Origin of the sequence: Rhizobacter sp. Root1221 (genome assembly GCF_001425785.1) — a bacterium.
Taxonomy (GTDB): domain Bacteria; phylum Pseudomonadota; class Gammaproteobacteria; order Burkholderiales; family Burkholderiaceae_C; genus Rhizobacter.
In genome coordinates this window covers 83,195-103,892 of sequence record NZ_LMDI01000067.1, presented here as the reverse complement: position 1 = coordinate 103,892, position 20,698 = coordinate 83,195, and the positions used below count along the sequence as shown (strand labels likewise).

Sequence of the window (20,698 nt, the reverse complement as noted above, 5' to 3'; positions counted from 1 at the left end):
CGAACGCTTTTACCGCTTTGCGGGGTGGGGCCATGGCCACGCACGTTCCAGACCTCGTCAATGCTGATTCGGCCCCGCCGGTCGAATACATCGCGGAGATGCGCCGTCAAGAGAGCCTGCTCAGCACCGGCGCGCTGCAGAGCGCGATTCTCAACAGCGCCAATTTCTCGAGCATCGCGACCGATGCGAAGGGGGTCATCCAGATCTTCAACGTGGGCGCGGTGCGCATGCTGGGCTACGCGGCCGTCGACGTGGCGAACAAGATCACGCCGGCCGACATCTCCGATCCACAGGAACTGATCGTTCGCGCAGCAGCGCTCAGCGCCGAACTCGGGATTCCCATCGCACCGGGCTTCGAGGCCCTGGTGTTCAAAGCGTCACGCGGCATCGAAGACATCTATGAGCTGACGTACATCTGCAAGGACGGAACCCGCCTGCCTGCCGTGGTGTCGGTTACCGCGTTGCGTGACGCGGACGAAGCCATCATCGGCTATCTCCTGATCGGCACCGACAACACGGCCCGCAAGCAGGCCGAGGCCGCGTTGGTGAAAGCCGGGGCCTTGGAGAAGGCCATCTTCAACAGCGTCAATTTCTCGAAGATTGCCACTGATGCGAAGGGCGTGATCCAGATCTTCAACGTCGGCGCCGAGCGGATGCTGGGCTATTCGGCTGCCGAGGTGATGGACAAGGTCACACCCGCCGACATTTCCGATCCGAACGAACTGATCGTGCGTGCCCAGACCTTGAGCAACCAGTATTCGACGAACATTTCGCCAGGATTCGAGGCGCTGGTGTTCAAGGCTTCGCGCGGTATCGAAGACATCTACGAACTGACCTACATCCGCAAGGACGGCACGCAGTTTCCGGCGGTCGTCTCGGTGACGGCCCTGCGCGATGCCGAGGAGAGGATCATCGGCTATCTGCTGATCGGCACCGACAACACCGTCCGCAAGCAGCTGGCCGATGAAGTCGAGCGGCACCGTCATCACCAGGAAGTGGAGAGGCGTCGCGCCAATGCCGACCTGCAGGAGTTCACCTACGTCGCCTCGCATGATCTGCGTTCGCCGCTGCGTGGCATCGCCGACCTGGTCGAATGGATCACGGACGACCTGGGCGCTGAACCGCCGGGCGAAGTGAAGCGCAACCTGGACCGCATCGGCCAGCGCATCGTGCGCATGGAGCGCCTGATCGACGACCTGCTGAGCTATGCGCATGCCGGTCGCGCCGCGACGGAGCGCTCGCGCGTCGACCTGGAAGCGATGGTGCGAGGCATCCTCGAGATCCAGCCGGCGCCATCCGCATTCAACGTCGAGCTGGCCATCGGCGTGCGGCCTTTCCAGGCGATCGCTGCGCCCTTGGAGACAGCGCTGCGCAACTTGCTCGGCAACGCCATCAAGCACCATGACGGCGTGGGCGGACGGCTGCGCGTCGAGGCGCGGCGCGATGGCTACTACTGCGAGATCAGCGTTGTCGACGATGGTCCCGGTGTTCCGCCGCAGGCAGGCGAGCGCATCTTCAAGCTGTTCCAGACGCTGAGCGTCACCGAGCGCGGCAACAGCGGCATCGGCCTGGCGCTGACCAAACGGCTGATCGAGGTGCACGGCGGCCGCATCGAATTGATCTCTCCGGTCGCGGCGGGGCGGGGCGCCTGCTTCCGCTTCTGGTGGCCCATGTTTCCCGAGTCTGCCGGCCTTGAACAACCCCTGCGTGGCAACCCATGATTGAAACCCTCAACCTCAACATCGTGCTGGTCGAAGACGACGACGTGGCTGCGGAATCGGTGATGCGCGGCCTCACCCGCAGCGGCGTCACTGCTCCCGTGATATGGGCACCGGACGGCGAGATGGCGCTGCGGGTGCTGCGCGGCGCCGATCCCGAACGCCGCGCGCAGCGACCCCGGGTCGTGCTGCTGGACCTGAACATGCCGCGCATGAATGGCTTCGAATTCCTGCAGCATGTGCGCGCCGACCCGGCGCTGCGCGACGACGTGGTGTTCGTGCTCACCACCTCGGACGCCGATGCCGACCGCACCCGCGCCTATCACGAGAACGTCGCCGGCTACATGGTCAAAGCCTCGGTCGGCCCACAGTTCGCCAAGCTGGCGCAGCTGCTGCAGTCTTATCGGCTGGCGGTGAGATTCCCATGAACACTGCCGCGGCCGATGGCTCGCCGGTGCGCACGGCCCAGCGTCTGTCGATCCACCTGCTCGTGGTCGACGACGATGACGTCGACCGCGAGCGCGTGCTGCGGATGTTGACAAGATCGAACCTGAACCTGCAGACGATGGAGGCAGCGACCGGCGCAGACGCGCTGCGCATGGTGCGCGAACACGAATTCGACTGCGTGATGCTGGACAACCAGCTCGGCATTGCCAGCGGCGCGGAACTCCTGCCTGCGCTGCACCGCGAGTCGCTGCGAGACTGCCCGATCATCATGGTCACCGGCGCCGGCAACGAGGCGCTGGCAGTGCAGGTGCTGCGCAACGGTGCGGTCGACTACCTGTCCAAGTTCCAGCTCAGCACCGAAGTGCTGACGAGCGCCATCCACCGTGCTCTGGAGCACCAGCAGATGCTGCTGGAGATCGAAGCCTTGCAGACGCAGCTGCAAGACCGTGTCGACGTGCAGGCGTTGCAGATCGTCGAGCGTGAACGGGACCTGCGCGCGATCCTCGACCACACACCCAGCGTCATCAGCTATTGGGACGCCAAGCTGCGCAACCGTTTCGGCAACCGGGCCCATCGAGGCTGGCTGGGGATCAACCCGAGAACCCTGCCAGGACTGCATCTGCGCGACGTGATCGGGCCGTTGCACTTCGCACGAAACGAAGACCGCATCGATGCCGTGTTGCAGGGACACGTGCAGGCGTTCGAGCGCGAGTTCGCCACGGCCAACGGCGTGGCGCGACACGTTCAGTTCAACCTGCGGCCCGACCTCGATGACACCAGCGCGGTGCGCGGCTTCTACGCCACCGCGACCGACATCAGCGCGATCCGGCACGCCCAGTCGCGTGCCGAGGAATCGGCTCAGTTCGCCGAGGCGGTGATCGACAACGACCCGGTTGGCTGCGGGGTGTACCACATCGACGGGCACTGCGTCATGTCAAACCGGGCACTCGACAGCGCACTCGGCGCTGACATGCAGCGGCTCAAGATTCTGGGGCTCTGGCGTTGGCTGGAACAGCGGGCGCCGCTGATGGCCGGGCCAGCCCGATCCACGATGGAGGATGGCCGGGTGCGACGCTGCGAGTTCGACCTGGCGGGCGCGTTGAACGACGACGTCGCCACCGTGCACCTGGACTGCAGGCTGGCGCGCATCCTGCGCGACGGCCAGCCCCACCTGCTGCTGTTCGCCAACGACATCACGGAGCAGTGCAAGGTCCTGGAAGCGCTGGTTGCAGCGCGCGACCTGGCCGAGGACGCCACCCGCACCAAGAGCGCCTTCCTGGCCAACATGAGCCACGAGATCCGCACACCGATGAATGCCATCGTCGGGCTGAGCCGGCTCGCGTTGGAAGACGTGCTGCCGAAGGGCGCTCGCGATGACCTCGACAAGGTCCACACCGCTGCGTCCGCACTGATGGGTCTGCTCGACGACGTGCTCGATCATTCCAAGATCGAGGCCGGACAATTGCGTTTCGAGCAGCTCGGCTTCAATCTCGAACAGACACTGCAGCGAACGGTTGACGTGTTCGCCGTGCGCATCGGCCTGAAGGGCCTCTCATTCGTGGTCGATCTCCCGGCCGAACTGCCGCGTCAGGTGATAGGCGATGCACTGCGACTGTCGCAGGTGCTGAACAACCTGGTGGGCAATGCGGTGAAGTTCACCGAAGAAGGCCACGTGCATGTCGTGGTGCGGGAATTGCCCCCCACGGAGCCTGAGCGCTGCCTGCTTCACTTCTCGGTGTTCGACAGCGGCATCGGCATTGACGCGGCGCAGCATGCGAGCCTGTTCGACGCCTTCACGCAAGCCGACAGCTCGATCACGCGCCGCTTCGGCGGCACCGGCCTCGGTCTGACCATCTGCCAGCGGCTGGTCGAGATGATGGGCGGTGAGATCGGGATGAGAAGCGAACCCGGACGCGGCAGCGAGTTCTGGTTCACGGTCAACCTGCTGCGCGGCGATACGTCAGCCAACCCCAACTTGCGGCAGCCGGACGTGGCGGGCCTGCGCGTGCTGCTCGTCGACGGTGGCTCACTGGCCGACCGGGTGAACATGGCGCAATTGCTTGCCTGGCAGGTTCCGGTGACGCGGGCCGCCGACGCGGGCGCGGCACTGCAAGCCATCGAGCAGGGCCGTCGTCTGGGCGATCCGTTCGATGCGGTGCTGCTCGACGAATCGCTGGCGGTGGAAGAACGGATTGCCCTGGCGCGTTCGCTGCGGCGTGTGGGCCGCGGCGGCGTGGTCGGGTCTGCGGCGCTGGTGATGATGTCGTCCGCCCGCAAGACGGCGGAAGACGCCTCGGCCGACTTGCTGCCGGATGTCGTGCTGGCCAAGCCGGTGCTGGCCTCGCCGCTGCTCGCGGCATTGCAGACCATCGCCGGGCGCCGAGACAGTCACGGCCTGACGAACCCGGTCGGCGCTGTGATTGCCGCTCCGTCCGGTGCCGCCACACAGGCCGAATGGCTGCTGGCCCGCGCCGCGCCGCTGGCTGGCGCGCGAGTGCTGCTGGTCGAAGACAACGTCGTCAACCAGATCGTCGCGCAACGCATCCTGGAGCGCATGCACCTGGACGTGCACGTCGTCGGCGACGGCGTACAGGCGCTTGCTGCGCTCGATGCCGTCACCGATCGGCCGTTCGACGCCGTGCTGATGGATCTGCACATGCCCGTCATGGACGGGCTCGAAGCGACGCGGCGCATCCGCGAACGCAGGGACTGGGCCTCGCTGCCGGTGATCGCGATGACTGCGGCCGCGCTGCCGGTGGACCGGGCGCAATGCTTCGAGGTCGGGATGGTCGACCATCTGGCCAAGCCGCTCATTCCCGAGGGCGTGCTCGACATCCTGCTGCGGTGGATCCCGCATGCTGCGCACGGCGGGTTGGATCGAGCGTTGCGCCCCACCTGATGGGGGTTGCAAGCGCAAACCCGACTTTCTTCCGGCGGGCGGCCCTGAAAGAAAGGCCCGCGCACCGCAGACTTCATCGAAGCCGCGGTCATCGACGCCCGCCTTCGCGACATCGAACGCATGAAGGCAGATTCGTTGCGGTTCGCTCCAGCGTCTCTCACTTCGCGCGACGCGCGCGCAAGGATTGGACGGCCCATAGACTTCCTCATACCGAGGCGCGCATCCGCGCCCTTCATGGAGAGATTGTGGGTAGTTGCGTTTCCAGGTTAAATGGCGTTTCCAGCAAACCGTCCCAATCAGCCAGTCCTGGCCGCACCGAAGCTGAATCAACGGCCCAGCGATCCGCGACTCCATCGCCAGAGAGAAGCAGCCATTTTCATTTGGGAGGAATGCCCAGTCCCTCACCAGATCGTTCAAGCCCGAACCTCAGCATGCCCCCCCGCAACGCGGTGTTGCGTTGGCCGAACGGTGAGAGGACTCGGGGTGTACTGGCACAAACCGAGACATCGGAACTGGTATTTGAGCCGGCAGCCATCGCTGGCCCATTGGCGGCGCGCTGCAACAAACCAAACCGATCACAGACGTCACGCGCCATCACAGTGGAATCGGCCGCGAGCACATCAGGGGCTCAACTACAAGACGTCAGACCAAAACTGCTCAGAAGGGCCGAACTCGAACTGCCATTCGACAGGGGGTTCATGGCACATCTTGCCCGCGTCGCAGCAGGAACAACAACAAGCGGATTGGACAGTAAAGAGGGAAACGCCTTTAGCATCATCGTGGCAATCGTACTCAGTCGTCTTGCTTCGAAATGCGATAACCCGAGCGCGGTTCGTGGGGCAGCGGATGCTTTGCAGGCGGGAACTCCATACTTTTTTAAGCCTGTCCAGAATCCATATACCGGCAAGTACGAAGGCGGGCTGAGCGTTGACACGACTTTATTCTCAGGTGTAAACCCCGGCGGTGACTTGGACGACCCCTTGGCCACGAGTTTGGAGAGTATGGTCGAAGGCGGGCACGTCTTCTTTTCCGTTGGTCAAAAAAACCGCGGCGACGGACATGCACTGGGAGTCTCAGTGACCAATCTTGGAAACGATGAAGCGCAAGTAAGCATCTTCAACTCAAATGGGTGGAGTGCTTGCCTCGCGAGTCGCCATAATCCGCTTGTAATATCCGGATCTACGTCGATGTGGGGTGCGCATAGGATGTTGGCAGGGCTTGCCACTGACACCATTGAACCGTCCACTGATTCGCGAATGCCTCGCCGCGACTGGGACGATGCCGCAGCCGGAGCATCTGTATTTCATTGGATGAAAAGCTACGGCATGGAACCGTCCATCAGGGATATTCGGGCCACCAGACCCATGACACCTCAAAAGAGCGGAGACTGCATGTTGGAAGTTCGCTTTGCGTGGCTTGCAAGTGTTTTACCACAGGCCGATTACAAGTTGGTAAAAGCAAATACTCTCAACATATTGAGCGACCATGCGGTTGGTGTCGCTTCACGAAGTCTCAAGGAACGTGTCACAAGCAGTTTGAGCGGCCACGCCATGGCTGAGTACGAGTAGAGCCAGGCCCCTGCGCCGATGTTCGAGGCGTTGGGCCCGACAGCGTCGATCCCGCGAGTCCTTCGACGCCGCTGGCGAGCCGACTGGCGTGAACGCCGACCGCTGCGAGTTCTGGGTCTACCGCCAGTTGCGGCGACGCTTGCACGCCGGTGAAATTCACCTCGACGACAGCCATCAGCGGGCTTGGTAGTTTGACGGCGGCCTTCGCGGGCGAAGGTGCGCTGATCACGCGACGTCATCGAACACGTCGTCGTGGGAAAAAAATCGGGTTTGCGCTTGCAACCCCTGATGCGGGGGTTGAGCCCAGATCCCGGCCTTTCCGCTCGCACGGTATGTTGACCGGCCAGGATATCCATCGCCATCGGTGCCTCGCCCGCCCGCACCGAGCAAGTTGACCAACGATCAGCCAGCCCGTTGTTTGCGATCTGGTGCAGCACGGGGGGCGTGCAGGCCTGCCATGACAGGCTCCAGCTGCTCGGTCACACGTTGCGCCAGGGCCTGCACCTCCATGCTGCCGACACCCAAGCGGCACCCTTGCTCCAGCGCGGTTGCCGCCTCGCACAGCGCTGGCATGCCCAGCGTCTTGGCCTCGTTCTTGAGGTCGTGCGCCTCGCGCGTCGCCGCCACCATGTCGCCGGCGGCCTGCGCCGCGCCAAAGCGTTGGAAAAAGTCGCCTTCCCGCTCCATGAACATGGCGAGCAGGCGTCGAAACAACGCTTCGTTCCCTCCAACGTTCCGGAGTCCGGCGTTCGCGTCAAACCGATGCGCCGCCAGCGAGGACGCGGCAATTTCACCACGAACCTCCGCGCCAGGTGCCGGCTGCAGCCAGCGCGCCAGCGTGGCAAACATCCGTTCGAAGTTGACCGGCTTGGCAATGTGGTCGTTCATGCCCGCTTCAATCACCTTCTCACGATCGCCGGCCATGGCGTTGGCGGTCATCGCGATGACCGGCAGCTCGCGCAATTCGGGGACCTTGCGCAGTGCCCGTGTCGCGGCATAGCCGTCCAGCACCGGCATCTGGCAGTCCATCAAGACGCCGTCGAACCGCGCCCGACCGAGCCAGTCGAGTGCCTCCTGGCCGTTGACGGCGATGGTCACCGCGATGCCTGCCTTGTCCAGCATGTCAACTGCGACTTCCCGATTGAAGGGGTTGTCCTCGACCAGCAGCACACGCGCACCCCGAAGTTGCGATTGAGCCTGCGCCAGCGCCTCTTGCCGGCGCGTGCTGGGTGTCGGCCCCAGACGGGCATGGCCCAGGACCATGGCGCAGGCATCATGCAGCGCCGTCGGCGTCACCGGCTTGGTCAGGATCTCTGGCTCGGCGAGTTGCACTTCGGCCAGGCGCTGCATGACTTCCTCCCGACGAAAAGCCGTCAGCATCAACACCGTGGGCATCGGATGAAGAGGGCGTTCGCGCCGGGCCAGCAGGCGCAGGCATTCGATGCCGTCGATGTCGGGCATCCTCCAGTCCAGCAGCATCAGGTCGAAGGGCAGGTGGGTGGCGTCTGCTTGCTCGATGCAGCGCAGCGCTTCAGGAGCGCTGGCTGCGGCGGTGGCCTGCCAACCGAACCCGCTGGCCATGGCCGCGAGGATCTCGCGCACCGTGGCGTTGTCGTCGACGACGAGTACACGCAGGCGGCCCAGGTCGCGGGCGCTTGCCGGTGTCGCGCGCGTGTCCGCTTGACCGCCAGACTGCAGCGTGAAGCGAATGTCGAATGCGACGCGGCTGCCATGGCCAAGCTCGCTGCTGACCTTCAGCTCGCCTCCCATCAGTGTCACGAGGTTTCGGCTGATGGTCAGGCCGAGACCGGTGCCGCCGTAGCGGCGGGTCGTGGACGAGTCCGCCTGCGCGAAGGGTTGGAAGATCCTGCGCAGCTGCTCTTCACTCATGCCGATGCCGGTGTCGCGCACCTCGAAGCGCAGCAGGATCGCCGTGTCGGTCCGGTCCTGAACCTCGACAGACAGCACGACTTCACCGTGCTCGGTGAACTTGGCGGCGTTGTTGCCGAGATTGAGCAGCACCTGCCGCAATCGCGATGCATCGCCTACCAGCGCCGTCGGCAGGTCCACCGGCGTGGCGATGATGAGTTCCAGGCCCTTCGCGTCGGCGGTGAGCCCGACGACGTCGATGACGTTTTCGAGCACGTTGCCGAGCTCGAAGGGGTGGGCCTCCATCGTCAGCATCCCGGCCTCGATCTTGGAGAAGTCCAGGATGTCGTTGATCACGCCGAGCAGCGACTCGGCGGAAGCATGCGTCTTGCGGACGTAGGACTGCTCGCGCGGTGCCAGATCGCCGTCGAGCGCGAGCGCCGACATGCCGATGATGGCGTTCAGCGGCGTGCGGATCTCGTGGCTCATGTTGGCCAGGAACTCGCTCTTCGCGCGCGCCGCGGCCTCGGCATCGGCTCGCGCGCGCTCGAGGTCTTCCGTGCGTGTGCGGACCCGCTCTTCAAGGGTCCGGTGCTGTTCGTGAAGCGCCTCGAGCGATCGCCGGCGCTCGGCATTCAGGCTGGCGATCGTCATCACGGAGACCACCACCGACGCGAAGAACAGCTGCAGCGAAGTCACGTTCTCCTCGGGTGTGCCGATCGCGAACAAGCCGGTTCCGCGCGCCGTGGCGAAGAACGCGGCACACGCGACGACAAGGGTGGCGAGGGCGCCGCCCGGCGGACCGAAGCGCAGCGCGGCCCACAGCAGCAGCGGCAGCGGCAGGAACTGCGCCCCGAGCGGGACGGACAGGCCCAGCACCGTGGTGCCCGACGAGACTTCGGTGACGACCAGCAACACCACCAGCAGGGCCGCGAATTCGGCCGCCCGGTTCGGCGACTGGAAGCCGAAGTAGCGCCGCCATTGCGGCCACGTCAGTACCAGCGGCGCCAACAGGCAGTAGCCGAAGAAGTCCGCCAGGCTCCAGCGCAGGAAGACCGGTGCGAACGGTGCGCCGGCCTGCGCGGCGCCGGCGGCGCCGATCAGCCCGCCCAGCGGCGAGGCCAAACCGGCACCGCACAGCAGGGTGAACAGGTCCTTCAGGTTGTCGAACACCAGCGAAGCGGTTCCGGCCTTTTGCAGCAGCCACAGCAGCAGGCCGACTTCGGCCACGTTTGCCACGGCGTAGATGACCGCGTTGAGGACCGGAAACCCGATCCAGAGTTCGGCCAGTGCATAGGTCGGGATCGCCAGCAGCAGCGCAGTGCGGCGCCAAGGGCCGGACATCGGGAAGACAGCCGAGAAGAGCACCGCGTTGGCCGGCCAGAACGCTGAAATGTTGCTGGGCGCGAGCGAAAACATGCCGCCGAAGCGGGTGCAGACCAGCACGACGAGCAGGGTCAGCACGATCGTCGACATCCCGGTCAGCGACGGTGCTCCCGGTGGCAAACGTGGTGGTTTCACGAGCCCTCCTTGGGATTCGGACCAGGTTGTTCTGTACGGCTTGATCTCTTGCCGCGTAGGGTAACGGCTGACGGCGCGTGACGCCAGAGAACTGACACCGATTGGCGTGGTTGACGACTCGCGCCGAGAGCCACGCCCCAGATCGGTGCGGCCGAGACCCTATGCCGTCGAGCGGGAGATCCGCGAACTGCCGTTGAGCGTTCACCCGATCCAGGCCGATACCCGGCTGGGCACCCAACTGCTTTCGGGCCAGGCCCTGGCGAACACCATGCAGACCGGACTGCCGCACCGCACGTTCGCCCCCGCACGGGCCAAGCCGCCGTGGCTCGGATCGACGGCGAACGGCACGAGCGTGTTGAGCGCGTACAGCATGCCGGTCATCCTTCAAGTGGCGCCGGCGTACCCGCGAGGCACCGGCGGTGGCCTGACCGGGAGGCGAACGGCGCCTGGCTCGCGGGCATGTCCGCAGCCCTCAGATCTATTCGCTGGCTGTTGGACCTGCGATCCCCGGCGCGGCGTTGCTGATCGCGGCATCCTTGTTGCAACAGTGGCAAAAGCCCTGGGCCTCATGCCGGCCGGGCTGGCAGGTGCCGTTGCCGATTTCCGAAGACGGGCGCGCGGACTCGAGGAACAGACTCGGAGCTGCCGGAAGCGGCGTGCCCGTGATGCGCAGGCCTACCGCGTTGGATGTGGCTTGCGCCAGCACATAGTTTCCGCTGGGTACTTGCAAGCCTGACCCGACGATGGGGTACAGACCTGCCGCCGTGTTGGACCCAGCCGTTGTCGACCACCGGAGCGATCCGGCCAACACGCTCGCCGCCGTATCGCCATTGACGAAGCCAGCGAGCGTGCCGTTCAGCGGAAGATTGGACACGCCGAGTGGGCGCGTCGACACGTCGGCGACGTAGTACAAGGTGCGGGGCGTGACCGCCAGCGTCCCATCGAGGTAGCTGATGCTGTAGTTGGACAAGCCGCTGCCCGATGCACCCGAGCCGGTGATCGCGTAGCTGCCGACGTTNGGCGTGACCGCCAGCGTCCCATCGAGGTAGCTGATGCTGTAGTTGGACAAGCCGCTGCCCGATGCACCCGAGCCGGTGATCGCGTAGCTGCCGACGTTGGCGCCGCCGGAGGCCCCCGWGCTGGTCAGGCTGACCGAGGCCACCGAGTCGCYGTTGACGAGGCCGGTCGTGCTGAACTCCGTGCCTGAAAAGGCCAGGGCGTTGCCGTAGACGTGCGTGCCGTTGCTGGCCTGCACCGTCAGCGCCCTCGGCGTGACCGCCAGCGTCCCATCGAGGTAGCTGATGCTGTAGTTGGACAAGCCGCTGCCCGATGCACCCGAGCCGGTGATCGCGTAGCTGCCGACGTTNGTTGACGAGGCCGGTCGTGCTGAACTCCGTGCCTGAAAAGGGCAGGGCGTTGCCGTAGACGTGCGTGCCGTTGTTGGCCTGCACCGTCAGCGCCCGAGGCGTGACCGCCAGCGTCCCATCGAGGTAGCTGACGTTGTAGTTGGACAAGCCGCTGCCCGATGCACTCGAGCCGGTGATCGCGTAGCTGCCGGCGTTGGCGCTGCCGGAGGCCCCCGWGCTGGTCAGGCTGACCGAGGCCACCGAGTCGCCGTTGACGAGGCCGGTCGTGCTGAACTCCGTGCCTGAAAAGGGCAGGGCGTTGCCGTAGACGTGCGTGCCGTTGTTGGCCTGCACCGTCAGCGCCCGAGGCGTGACCGNGCCGGTCGTGCTGAACTCCGTGCCTGAAAAGGGCAGGGCGTTGCCGTAGACGTGCGTGCCGTTGTTGGCCTGCACCGTCAGCGCCCGAGGCGTGACCGACAGCGATCCGCTGTTGCCGAACACCAGCGCGTAGCCCGCGGTCGATGTCAACGTGCCTTGCGCGATCGAGATGGCATAGGGTCCGCCGGTGACCGTCGCCGTCGCGGCGGAACCGGTGGAACTCAGCGCAGGAGCGCCACTGAATGCCGTGCTCGCAGAATCGGTCAGATACGCTTGTGCGACACCGGCGACGTAGCCCGATACGGTGTAGCGCGCGGCGAGCGACGCACTTGCATCGTCGCCGTAGACCTTGCTGGTCGCAACCGACGAGAACGTCAGCGTCGGCTGGTGGGCGAACACGTAGCGTGAGCCGCTGGCCGTGACGCTGGCCGGTGCCAAGCTGGCGTAGGTCGCGTTCCACAGCGCGGTGTTGCCACTGTCGAGCGAACCGAAGGTATTGCCCGACGCGTCTGCCGAGTAGATCAACCAGCGGCCCGAGGTCGCGATGAGCGCGCTGCTCCCCGACTGATTGACGAAGCGGCCGGCCGCGTCAATCACCGGGCTGCTGCCCTGTACGCTGGCGCCGCTGGCCAGCGTGACGTCGCCGCCCGAGCGCAACGTCACGGCGCCGCTGGTGGTCAGGCTCGACGTGCCCTGCACGGCGCCCACCGTGAGGCTGCTCGTGCTGCGCAGCGACAGGCTTGCGGCGGTGCCCGCCACGGTGCCGATCTGGTTGCCGGCGGCGCTCAGGTCATAGTTCGCGGTCGCACCGCCCAGGAGCAGCGCGCTGGCTCCGATCGTGCCCGTGCTGCCCTGGCCGATGGCACCGGCGCCGGTCAGCGACAGCGCGCCGCCTCCCGAGGAACTGACCGAGCCGGCCAGCGTCATGCCTTGGCTGCCGGCTTGCAGGGCCAGGGTGCCGGCCCCGGCGTTGGTGAGCGTGGAGCCGCTCGCCTGGTCGACGCCCAGTCCAGTGGTCGATGCCCCCGACAGGGCCAGGTTGCCGCTCGACTGCGTCAGCGCCGCGCCGGCCTGCAGGCTCAGCCCACTGCCGCTGGTGGAACTGCCAGAGAACGTGACTGCGCCAGCCGTCTTCCCACTGTTTGTGCGCGCGAACTCGAAGCCGATGCCACTGTTGCTGCTGCCGGTGATGCCAAGCAGCCCGGCGCCCAAATTCGAGAAACTCGCCGAGGCCGTGTTGCCGTTGACCCAGCGCACGCCCGGACCGATCACAGCGCTGCCGGAGATCGACAGATTGCCGCTGTTCAGCGTGATGCCGTCCGCGAGGTGCACGCCCGCAGTGTCGCGGCAACCGCTCGCGCAGATGTTGGTTCCGCTCAGCGTCGCAGTGCCGGTCACGTTCAGTGTGGCACCCGAGATGAGATCCAGTCCGCGGTACAAAGCCGACGTGCCCGAGAAGTTGAGCGTGCCGCCGTTGTTGACCAGCGCGTTGTCGGACTTGAACTGCACACCGGAATCGTTGGTGGCCGTCCCCACCACGTTCAGGCTGCCACCGTTGACGGTGATGGTCCGGTGAAGGTCCGAGACAAAACCGCGAACACCACTGCCGGTGAGCGTGGTGCTGCTCGCACCGACCGTGAGCGACCCGTTGTAGAACTCGATGCCGATCGCGGTGGTGCTGCTCGCGCTGGCCGCAGCCGATCCCGTCAAGCTGAAGGTGCCGGTGCCTCCCAGCGTCAGGCTGTTGGTGGCGTAGATGCCGTCGGCGAAGTTTCCGGCACCGCTCAGGGTCACCGCACCCGTGAGCGACGCTGTGCCGTTGCCGATCTGCAGCGATGCATTCGACAGACTGATGGCCTTGGAGTTGTTGCCGCTGACACCGGCCTTGGTGTGTTGCGCCGAGATCGTCAGCGCGCCACCGCCTGTGTCGATGGTCGAGTTGCTGATGCTGACTGCCGTCGCGCTCGTGGTGGACTGCGCCGCGCTGGCGGTGAACGTGCCGCCGTTGGTCGAGACCGTGGAACCGTTGAGGTTGACCGAGCCCGAACTGCTGGCCGACGCCTGCAGGCTGACGTTGAACGCGGAACCCGACCCGGTCAAGTTGCTGTTGACCGACACTGTGCGCCCGGCCGTGGCGGTCAGGCCGCCGCCGTTCGTGGCAGTGACGGTGGCGTTGAAAATCACATCGCGCGCAGCCGACAGCGTGAGCGTCGTGCCGCTGGCCCAGGTCAAGGCGCTGGCCAGGGTGATATCGCCCGACTGGGTGCCCGAGCTGCCGGTGGAGACTGTCACGTTGGCGCTGGCCAGCGCGGCCTGCAAGGTAGTGGTCTTGATGACCGACGAGTTGCCAGTGGCCGTGAACGATGCGTCGTGGTTGTTGTCGGTGCCGGTGGAGATGGTGATGTTGTACGGGTCCAGCAGCAGCTCGCCGCTGCGCCCGCTGGCGCCGCGCAGGTCCACGCTGCCGCCGAAGCCGAGCACGCCTTGGCTGGAGACCTCCGCAATGCCGCCCGCACCCGCGCCCGCTCCGCGTGCGCTCAGCCGCCCCTGAAACGCTGTGTGCTCGTCGGACCACAGCACGATCTTGCCGCCAGTGCCCTGGACCAGCGCGTCGGCGCGGATGAGGGCGCCATCCTGCACGGCGGTCGTGCGTGAATGAGCCAGCGTGCCGCCGCCACGCAGGTCGCCGCCCAGCAGCACGCTGCCGCCGCCGCTGGCGCCGCTGGCGTCGATCACCACCCGGTCGAGCGTCAGCGCATCGTGCGCCGTCGCGCTGACGGCGCCACCGTGCCCATCCGCGCTGCGCGCGTCGAGGCGCGCGGCATCGCCGTCGAGCGCCACCGAGTTGCCACTGATCGCGATGCGGCCGGCGCTGGCCTGGCCCGAGACATCGAGCAGGCCCGACACCTGCGCGCTGCCGTCCGCGCCAGCCTCCAGCACGATGGCGCCGTCGCGGCCCGAGACAGAGGTCGCCACCAAACTGCCCGAAACGTTGACCACCGAGCGCAGCGCGGCCCGCGCGTCGGCCGCCTTGAGCTCGATACGCCCGCCGACGGCCTTGACACTGCCCGACACGTCGACGCCGGAGTCCGCCGCACGCGAGTCGCCGGTCCAGCCGATTTGCAGAAAGCCATCGCCGTTGAGATCCAGCGTGGCCTGGGTGCCGGCGCCGAGGGCCACGCGCCCGAGCGGCGCCGAAATCCGGCCCTCGTTCGAGACTTGGTCGCCCAGCAGTGCAACAAAGCCACCGGGGGCCACTTGCACGGTGCCGGCATTCGCGAGGCGGCCGATCGCGCCGTCGCGGGCGCTGAACTCCAGGCGGCCGGCCATGAAGTCGGCGTCGCGAATGTCGAGCGTGGAGGCGACGAAGCCGCCGCCCAGTTGCACCGTGCCGGTCGGCATGATCGCGATGCCGTTCGGGTTGACGAGAAAGACCTGGCCATTGCCGCTGAGCGTGCCGGCGATGGTGCTCGGCGTACTGCCCGTGACGCGGTTCAGCACGGCGGCGGCGGTGCCGGGCTGAACGAAGCGCACTGATTGCCCTTCGCCGATGGAAAAGCTGCGCCAGTCGATGATGGCGCGCTGCGAGTTCTGCCGTACCGTCAGCTGGTCCGAGGCCGGCGAGCCGATCGTCGCGCTGCCCGAAACGACGGCGCCGCCGCCGGGCATGCCCTGCTCGGCCGAGGCGGGCGAGCGCAGGTTCAGCAGTGCGAGCGCGGCCAGGGCGATCGGCAGTTGGCGCGGGGTTCGCATGGGAGGGTGGTCCTGCGTCCGAACGTCATAGACGCAGCGCGACGCTGAGGCCGATGCGCGCGGGGCGTCGCTGCGTGAGTTGGTTGGATCGCCCGTTGGCTGCTTCCAGCGCGAATGACAGCGAGCGGCCCTGATCTGCCGAGTGCTCCAGACGCAAGCCGATGCCCGCGGCCGCCGCCTTGATCGTGTCGCTTTGCGCCGCAGTGGCCTCGAACACGTGACCGCGGGCGGCGGCCACGAAGCCGTAGGCCAGCAGGCCGGTGTTGCCGTCCGGCGCGCCGAGGTTCAGGGCGTGGCCGATCTGCAGGCGCGTCACCAGCCCCTGGTCGGCGCTCAGCGATCCCGGATCGAAGGCGGACAGCGTGTCCGGACCGGCCAGCGCGAGTGACTCCGGCGTGAACAGCGGTCGGCCCGCGGCGAACTGGCCGCGCGTGCGCCAGGCCAACCGCCAGGCGCCGGCCGATGAATGCTGCAGGTCCGCGCCGAACGTGGCCTTGGCGAAGTGCGCGCTGGCGCCCTGGCGGGAGGTCGGGAGGCCCGATGCCGCGCTGCTGTCAGCGTCACGCCCGCCCAGGCCGGTGTCGAGCGAGGCGTCGGCACGCGCGGCGATGCCGTGCGGCAGCGTAGAGCCGCCCTCCAGGCCGAACCGTAGAACCCGGTAGCGGTCCTCGTTCAGGTCGACCGCGAAGGCGCTTGCGGTGAGCGTCTGCGAGATGTGTTCGAATGCGGCGTGCAGTTCCAGCCGTCCGTTGCGACCTCGCAGCAGCGCCTGCGCGAAGCGCGCGGACGCCCGCTCGAACTCGCCGACGGTGGCAAGGATCCCTGGTGCGGCCTGCGGCGCCGTGCTCGAATGCGTGTACTCGGCGTTGAGGGTGGTGCCGCGCGTGCCGAGCGGCACCACCAGCCCCACGCCCAGCGTGCGCAGCGCCGCGGGCCTGTCGACGCCCTGACCCGGCGCATGAACCAACGCGGCGTACCACTGCTCGCCGCGGCCGAGCGGTGAGTTGAAGGCGACGGTGGCGCCGAGTTGCGTCCGGCCCAGCGCGTCGGACAGGCCGTTGTCGAGTTGCACCTGGAGCGCCATCGGAATGAAGCCGCTCTCGACCACCAGCCGCGTGCCGCCCTCCTGCGAGCCGCGCACCAGCGCGCTGCGCAGGCGCAGGCCTGGCAGTTCGCCGGCCAGCAGAACCTCCCGTTCGAGTTGCGCGGAGGTGAGCTGCGTCTGGCCGACGAGCCGGCGCAGCCGTTCACGCACCGGCGCACGCAAGTCCTCGGGCACGGCATCGACGACGACCTCCTCGATGAAGCCATCGATGACCCTCAGCGACAGGCTGCTGCCATCGACCAGCCGTTGCGGCGGCACGATGACACGGGCCAGCACATAGCCGGCATCGTTGTAGGCGCGCTCGAGTTCAGCCGCCGCGCGCTGGATGTCGATCATCGACACCGCGCGGCCGTGCAGTGTTTGCGCGACGGCCTGGGTGGCGCCGGTCAGCGCGGGGAAACCGCCCACCACGTCGATCCGCTCGATCACCACGCGCGGGCCCTGTGGTGCAGCGGCGGCGGGGTCGGAACTCGGGCGCGGACGCAGCTCGGTCGGCGCTGCGGAGTCGGTCGTGGGCGGTCGCAGGCTGCCCGGCACGACCTGGCTCGGCAGCGTGGATTGCGCCACCGCGCAGAGCAGGGGCCACATCGAGAGACCCGCGCAGCCCGAGCGCGCGGCCACCTGGCGCATGCGACGCCTGGTGCGACGGGCCAACAGCGCGCTGCCGGCTCCGATCGTCCCGGTGCCGGACGTTGCGCCCGGGCGTTCGTCTTCCCACGCCAGTTGTGCCATCTTGTTTCCAGCTATTTTTGCGCGACCCTGTTCATTTTCGACGTCCTCCTACTCGGCTGAAAAGACAAGAAGAAGGCTGAATCAGGTGCATCTTGCGCAGAGGAGGAACGCAAAAGCATCTGTGACGGTAAGAGGGGTTTACCCACCCCTTTCAAGGTCTTGCGAGCGGGTAGCCTGCGAACACCATGCACACCGGGCTCCCGCACCGCACGTCAGACCCCGAACGGGTCAGGGCGCCGTGGCGCTGATCGACGGCGAACGGCACGATCGTGTCACTGTCCTCATTGAGCGCGTACAGCACGCGACCGTCCGGTGACAAGGTGAAGAACCGCGGTGTCCGGCCGCCGGAGGGTTCGGCCGACACGAACGCGAGCAACCCCGTCGCGGCATCCACCCGGAACACCGCGATGCTGTCGTGGCCACGGTTGGAGGCGTACAGCGTGCGCCCCGCCGCATCCATCGCGATGCCTGCGGCGCGGCTGTTGCCGGTGAAACTGGACGGCAGTGTCGACAAGACCTGAAGCGGGGTCACGGCGCCGGTGTCCCGGTCGAACGCGCAGGTGGTCACCGTCGAATCGAGTTCGTTGACCACGTACACGTGGGACCCGGCCGGGTGGAAGACCAGGCCTCTCGGCCCGGCGCCTTCGCGTGCCTGGATGTGCGGCGAGGGGGTGGGCACGAGCGTGTCGCCCTCGCGCTGAAACATGAACACGCGGTCCAGCCCCTTGTCGGGCACCAGCAGGAACCGGCCCGATGGATCGAAGCCGCTGAAATGGGGCTTGGCCTGCTGTTGCTCGATGCGGTGCGGGCCCACGGGGCCGGAAAAGGGAATGCGCTGCGTCACCGTGCCCAATGCGCCGTCGGTTGTCACAGGCAACACCACCACGTTCGCGCCCAGGTGGTTGGTGACGATGAGCCGGGGTTGAGTGGGGTCCATGACCAGGTGGACCGGGTTGCGGCCTTCGGTGCCTTGCCGGTTCAGGAAGGTCAGTCGGCCGGTGGCTCGGTCGACACGAAACGCGCTGACGTCGCTTTGGTCGCCGTGCACGGTGTAGAGAAACGCGCCATCGTCCGAGAGGGCCAGGTACGACGGGTTGACCAGGCCCGTCACCACATCGACCAGCGACAGGCCGCCATCGCGAGGGTCCACCCGGTACACGCTGATGCCGTCCCCACGCGCGTTGCGCTCCCGGGTGGTGCGGCTGCCGACGTAGGCGAACATGGCGGGATCAGTTTTCGGCCGTGATCCTGGCAGCCTCGACCACCTTCGCGAACCGGGTGGACTCGGCCTGGATGAACCCCTTGAACTGGGCCGGGCTCATGGGCGCGGGTTCACCACCCAGGTCCTGCAGCCGCTTGACCAGGTCCGGGTCCTTCAACGCCTGGGTCACCGCCGCGTTGAGTTTCTGCACGACGGCCGGCGGCGTCGCGGCGGGTGCAAAGAGGCCGAACCAGTTCTCCAGCGCGTACCCTTCCAGGCCTTTCGTTTCGGACACGGCCGGCACGTCGGGGGCCAGCGGGGAGCGGGCCGGCGAGGTGAGGGCGATGGCCCGCACCCGGTTGTCCTTGATGAAGGGCTTGGCACCCGCGAGGCTCACGAACGTCATGTCGAGGCTGCCGCCCGCGGTGTCCGTGAGCTGGTTGGCCGCGCCGCGGTAGGGGATGTGCGTCAACGGCGTTCCCGCCAGCTGGCCGAGCAACTCCCCCGCCAGGTGCTGGGGGTTGCCGATCCCGCTGGTGCCGTAGCTGACCTTCCCGGGATGGGCCTTCGCGTACGACACGAGGTCGGCCATGGACTTGATGGGCAGGGCCGGGTTGACCACCACCACGTTCGGCACGTTGACCACCAGCGAGATGGGCGCCAGGTCCTTCTCGGGGCTGTACTGCATCCTGGCCTTGTAGACGTGCGGATTGATCGCGGCCTCGCCCGCCGTGGCCATCAGCAGCGTGTAGCCGTCGGCGGGCGCCCGGACCAGCGCGACGGTGCCGATCATGCCGCTGCCGCCGGGCTTGTTCTCCACCGTGACCGCCTGACCCAGCGACACCCTCAGCTTCTCCGCCAGCAGGCGTGTCATCACGTCGACACCGCCGCCTGGCGAGAACGGCACGATGATCGTCAACGGCCTGGTCGGGTAGGGGTCCCCTTGCGCGGGCGCCACGGTCGGGATCAGCGCGAGGAACACGGCGGCGAGTGCGGCCGCGCGGCGGGTGGTTGAAGCGGTGGTCAAGGGGATGTTCTCCTGCAGCCGAACCCATTCGGCGCAGGCGCATCGTAGACGGACTTCCCCGCCGGGAGAATGGGCCTGTCGACAAGCCTGCGTTGCGCGGGCTGCGTTCGACGTCCATGGGGTGTGATCACCTCGTTTGAGTGAGGGGTCCATGGCCCCCTGGTTGACGCGAAAGTTCCACCGGAGAGAGAATTTTGGAAGGGCGTACCTGCCCCTGGCAATCACCGGAAGTACTGGCGGATTGACCATGAACCTTCTGCAGCGCATCCACACCACGATCGACCGCGGGGCGTCGGCCCCAGGTGTCCGTCGGCTCGTCCTGTCGTCGTATCGAAAGGAGTTCGTCCGCAACCGCGGGCAGAACCTGTTCTGCGACGTGTTCGACACCTTCGAATCGGCGGCGGCCAGTGCGGCGACGTACGGGGTGGTGGGGTACGACAACGAGGCCTCGGCCGACATGTACCTCACCCACATGCGCGCCGATGCACACGACTACCCCGCGATGTTCTGGCTCGAGAAATCGTTCGAGGCCGGCATGCGCAGCGTGCTCGACCTGGGGGGCAGCGTCGGCATCAAGTTCTACGCCTTTCGAAACGCCATCCCGCTGCCTCCCGACACCGACTGGACGGTCGTGGATGTGCCGGCCGCCGTCCGCAAGGGGGCAGCGCTCGCGGCCGAGCGCGGGGTCGTCCCCATGTTGCATTTCAACGACCAGATCTCGGCCGGAGACGGCTCGGAGATCCTGTTCGCCTCGGGCTCGTTGCAATACCTCCCGCACACGCTCGACACCTACCTTCGCAGCTGGAAGCGACTGCCTCGCCGCGTGATCATCAACATCACACCCATCCATCCCGACACCGAGTTCTTCACGGTCAACAGCATCGGAACGGCCTTCTGTGCCTACCGGGTTCAAACGCAGGCCGGACTGGTCAGCGGACTCGCCAGCCTGGGTTACGCGCTGAGAGACTCCTGGGCCAACCTTGGCAAGCATCTGGACCTGCCCTTGCATCCCGAACTGAGCCTCGACCACTACCGGGGCTTTTGCCTCGACCGACGCTGAGGCCCCGAGGGCAACGGCAAGGCCATCGACGGCCGCGCTCCTGCAGCGAGCGCATTTCTCGGGCCACATGAACG

Annotated in this window: 13 protein-coding genes and 1 pseudogene; 5 read left to right on the top strand and 9 right to left on the bottom strand. The window is 66.8% G+C overall.

What is annotated here, in order from left to right; genetic code table 11:
- The first annotated feature begins 98 nt into the window (after positions 1-98).
- The 4 genes from ASC87_RS27725 to ASC87_RS32300 all read left to right on the top strand — a co-directional run bounded on the left by ASC87_RS27725 (position 99) and on the right by ASC87_RS32300 (position 6,632).
- Positions 99-1,721 (top strand): PAS domain S-box protein, encoded by a 1,623-nt coding sequence (locus tag ASC87_RS27725; RefSeq protein ID WP_369820807.1) that lies wholly within the window; start codon positions 99-101, stop codon positions 1,719-1,721.
- Positions 1,718-2,146 (top strand): response regulator, encoded by a 429-nt coding sequence (locus ASC87_RS27720; protein WP_056670783.1) that lies wholly within the window; start codon positions 1,718-1,720, stop codon positions 2,144-2,146. Before ASC87_RS27725 ends, ASC87_RS27720 begins: the two co-directional genes overlap by 4 nt.
- Complete coding sequence (locus ASC87_RS27715) at positions 2,143-5,064, top strand: response regulator (RefSeq protein ID WP_056670780.1); 2,922 nt, start codon at positions 2,143-2,145, stop codon at positions 5,062-5,064. The genes ASC87_RS27720 and ASC87_RS27715 overlap by 4 nt, the downstream gene beginning before the upstream one ends.
- Positions 5,065-5,762: 698 nt before the next feature.
- The gene (locus ASC87_RS32300) at positions 5,763-6,632 is read left to right on the top strand and encodes a hypothetical protein (RefSeq protein ID WP_157604417.1); all 870 of its coding nucleotides are present in this window, start codon (positions 5,763-5,765) and stop codon (positions 6,630-6,632) included.
- 402 nt (positions 6,633-7,034) lie between these two features.
- On the opposite strand, the gene ASC87_RS27710 is transcribed toward ASC87_RS32300, so the two are convergent.
- The 9 genes and pseudogenes from ASC87_RS27710 to ASC87_RS27685 all read right to left on the bottom strand — a co-directional run bounded on the left by ASC87_RS27710 (position 7,035) and on the right by ASC87_RS27685 (position 19,564).
- Positions 7,035-10,022 carry a response regulator gene (locus ASC87_RS27710; protein WP_157604416.1) on the bottom strand — a complete coding sequence of 996 codons (2,988 nt, stop codon included), beginning with the start codon at positions 10,020-10,022 and terminating at the stop codon, positions 7,035-7,037.
- 201 nt (positions 10,023-10,223) lie between these two features.
- Entirely contained in the window at positions 10,224-10,394 is a 171-nt protein-coding gene (locus tag ASC87_RS27705; protein WP_157604415.1) for a hypothetical protein, read from the bottom strand.
- A 106-nt stretch (positions 10,395-10,500) separates the two neighbouring features.
- Positions 10,501-10,917 carry an MBG domain-containing protein gene (locus ASC87_RS34010; RefSeq protein WP_369820806.1) on the bottom strand — a complete coding sequence of 139 codons (417 nt, stop codon included), beginning with the start codon at positions 10,915-10,917 and terminating at the stop codon, positions 10,501-10,503.
- Between the two features lie 124 nt (positions 10,918-11,041).
- Positions 11,042-11,388: pseudogene (locus ASC87_RS34005) on the bottom strand (MBG domain-containing protein); the annotation flags it as partial.
- Between the two features lies 1 nt (position 11,389).
- Positions 11,390-11,722 (bottom strand): MBG domain-containing protein (locus ASC87_RS34000; protein WP_369820805.1); only part of this gene is annotated, 333 nt, incomplete at its 3' end.
- Positions 11,723-11,746: 24 nt separating this feature from the next.
- Positions 11,747-15,499: filamentous hemagglutinin N-terminal domain-containing protein (locus ASC87_RS27700; RefSeq protein WP_235582327.1), on the bottom strand; the 3,753-nt coding region annotated here is incomplete at its 3' end.
- A 25-nt stretch (positions 15,500-15,524) separates the two neighbouring features.
- Positions 15,525-17,234 (bottom strand): ShlB/FhaC/HecB family hemolysin secretion/activation protein, encoded by a 1,710-nt coding sequence (locus tag ASC87_RS27695; RefSeq protein WP_162255218.1) that lies wholly within the window; start codon positions 17,232-17,234, stop codon positions 15,525-15,527.
- 253 nt (positions 17,235-17,487) lie between these two features.
- Entirely contained in the window at positions 17,488-18,558 is a 1,071-nt protein-coding gene (locus ASC87_RS27690) for a lactonase family protein (RefSeq protein ID WP_056670765.1), read from the bottom strand.
- Positions 18,559-18,565: 7 nt separating this feature from the next.
- Positions 18,566-19,564: a tripartite tricarboxylate transporter substrate binding protein gene (locus ASC87_RS27685; protein WP_056670762.1), complete on the bottom strand. Its 999-nt coding sequence runs from the start codon at positions 19,562-19,564 to the stop codon at positions 18,566-18,568.
- A gap of 247 nt (positions 19,565-19,811) precedes the next feature.
- Between ASC87_RS27685 and ASC87_RS27680 the strand changes: the two genes are divergently transcribed.
- On the top strand, positions 19,812-20,624 hold the full coding sequence (locus ASC87_RS27680; RefSeq protein WP_056670759.1) for a TIGR04325 family methyltransferase: 813 nt from the start codon (positions 19,812-19,814) through the stop codon (positions 20,622-20,624).
- Positions 20,625-20,698 lie beyond the last annotated feature (74 nt).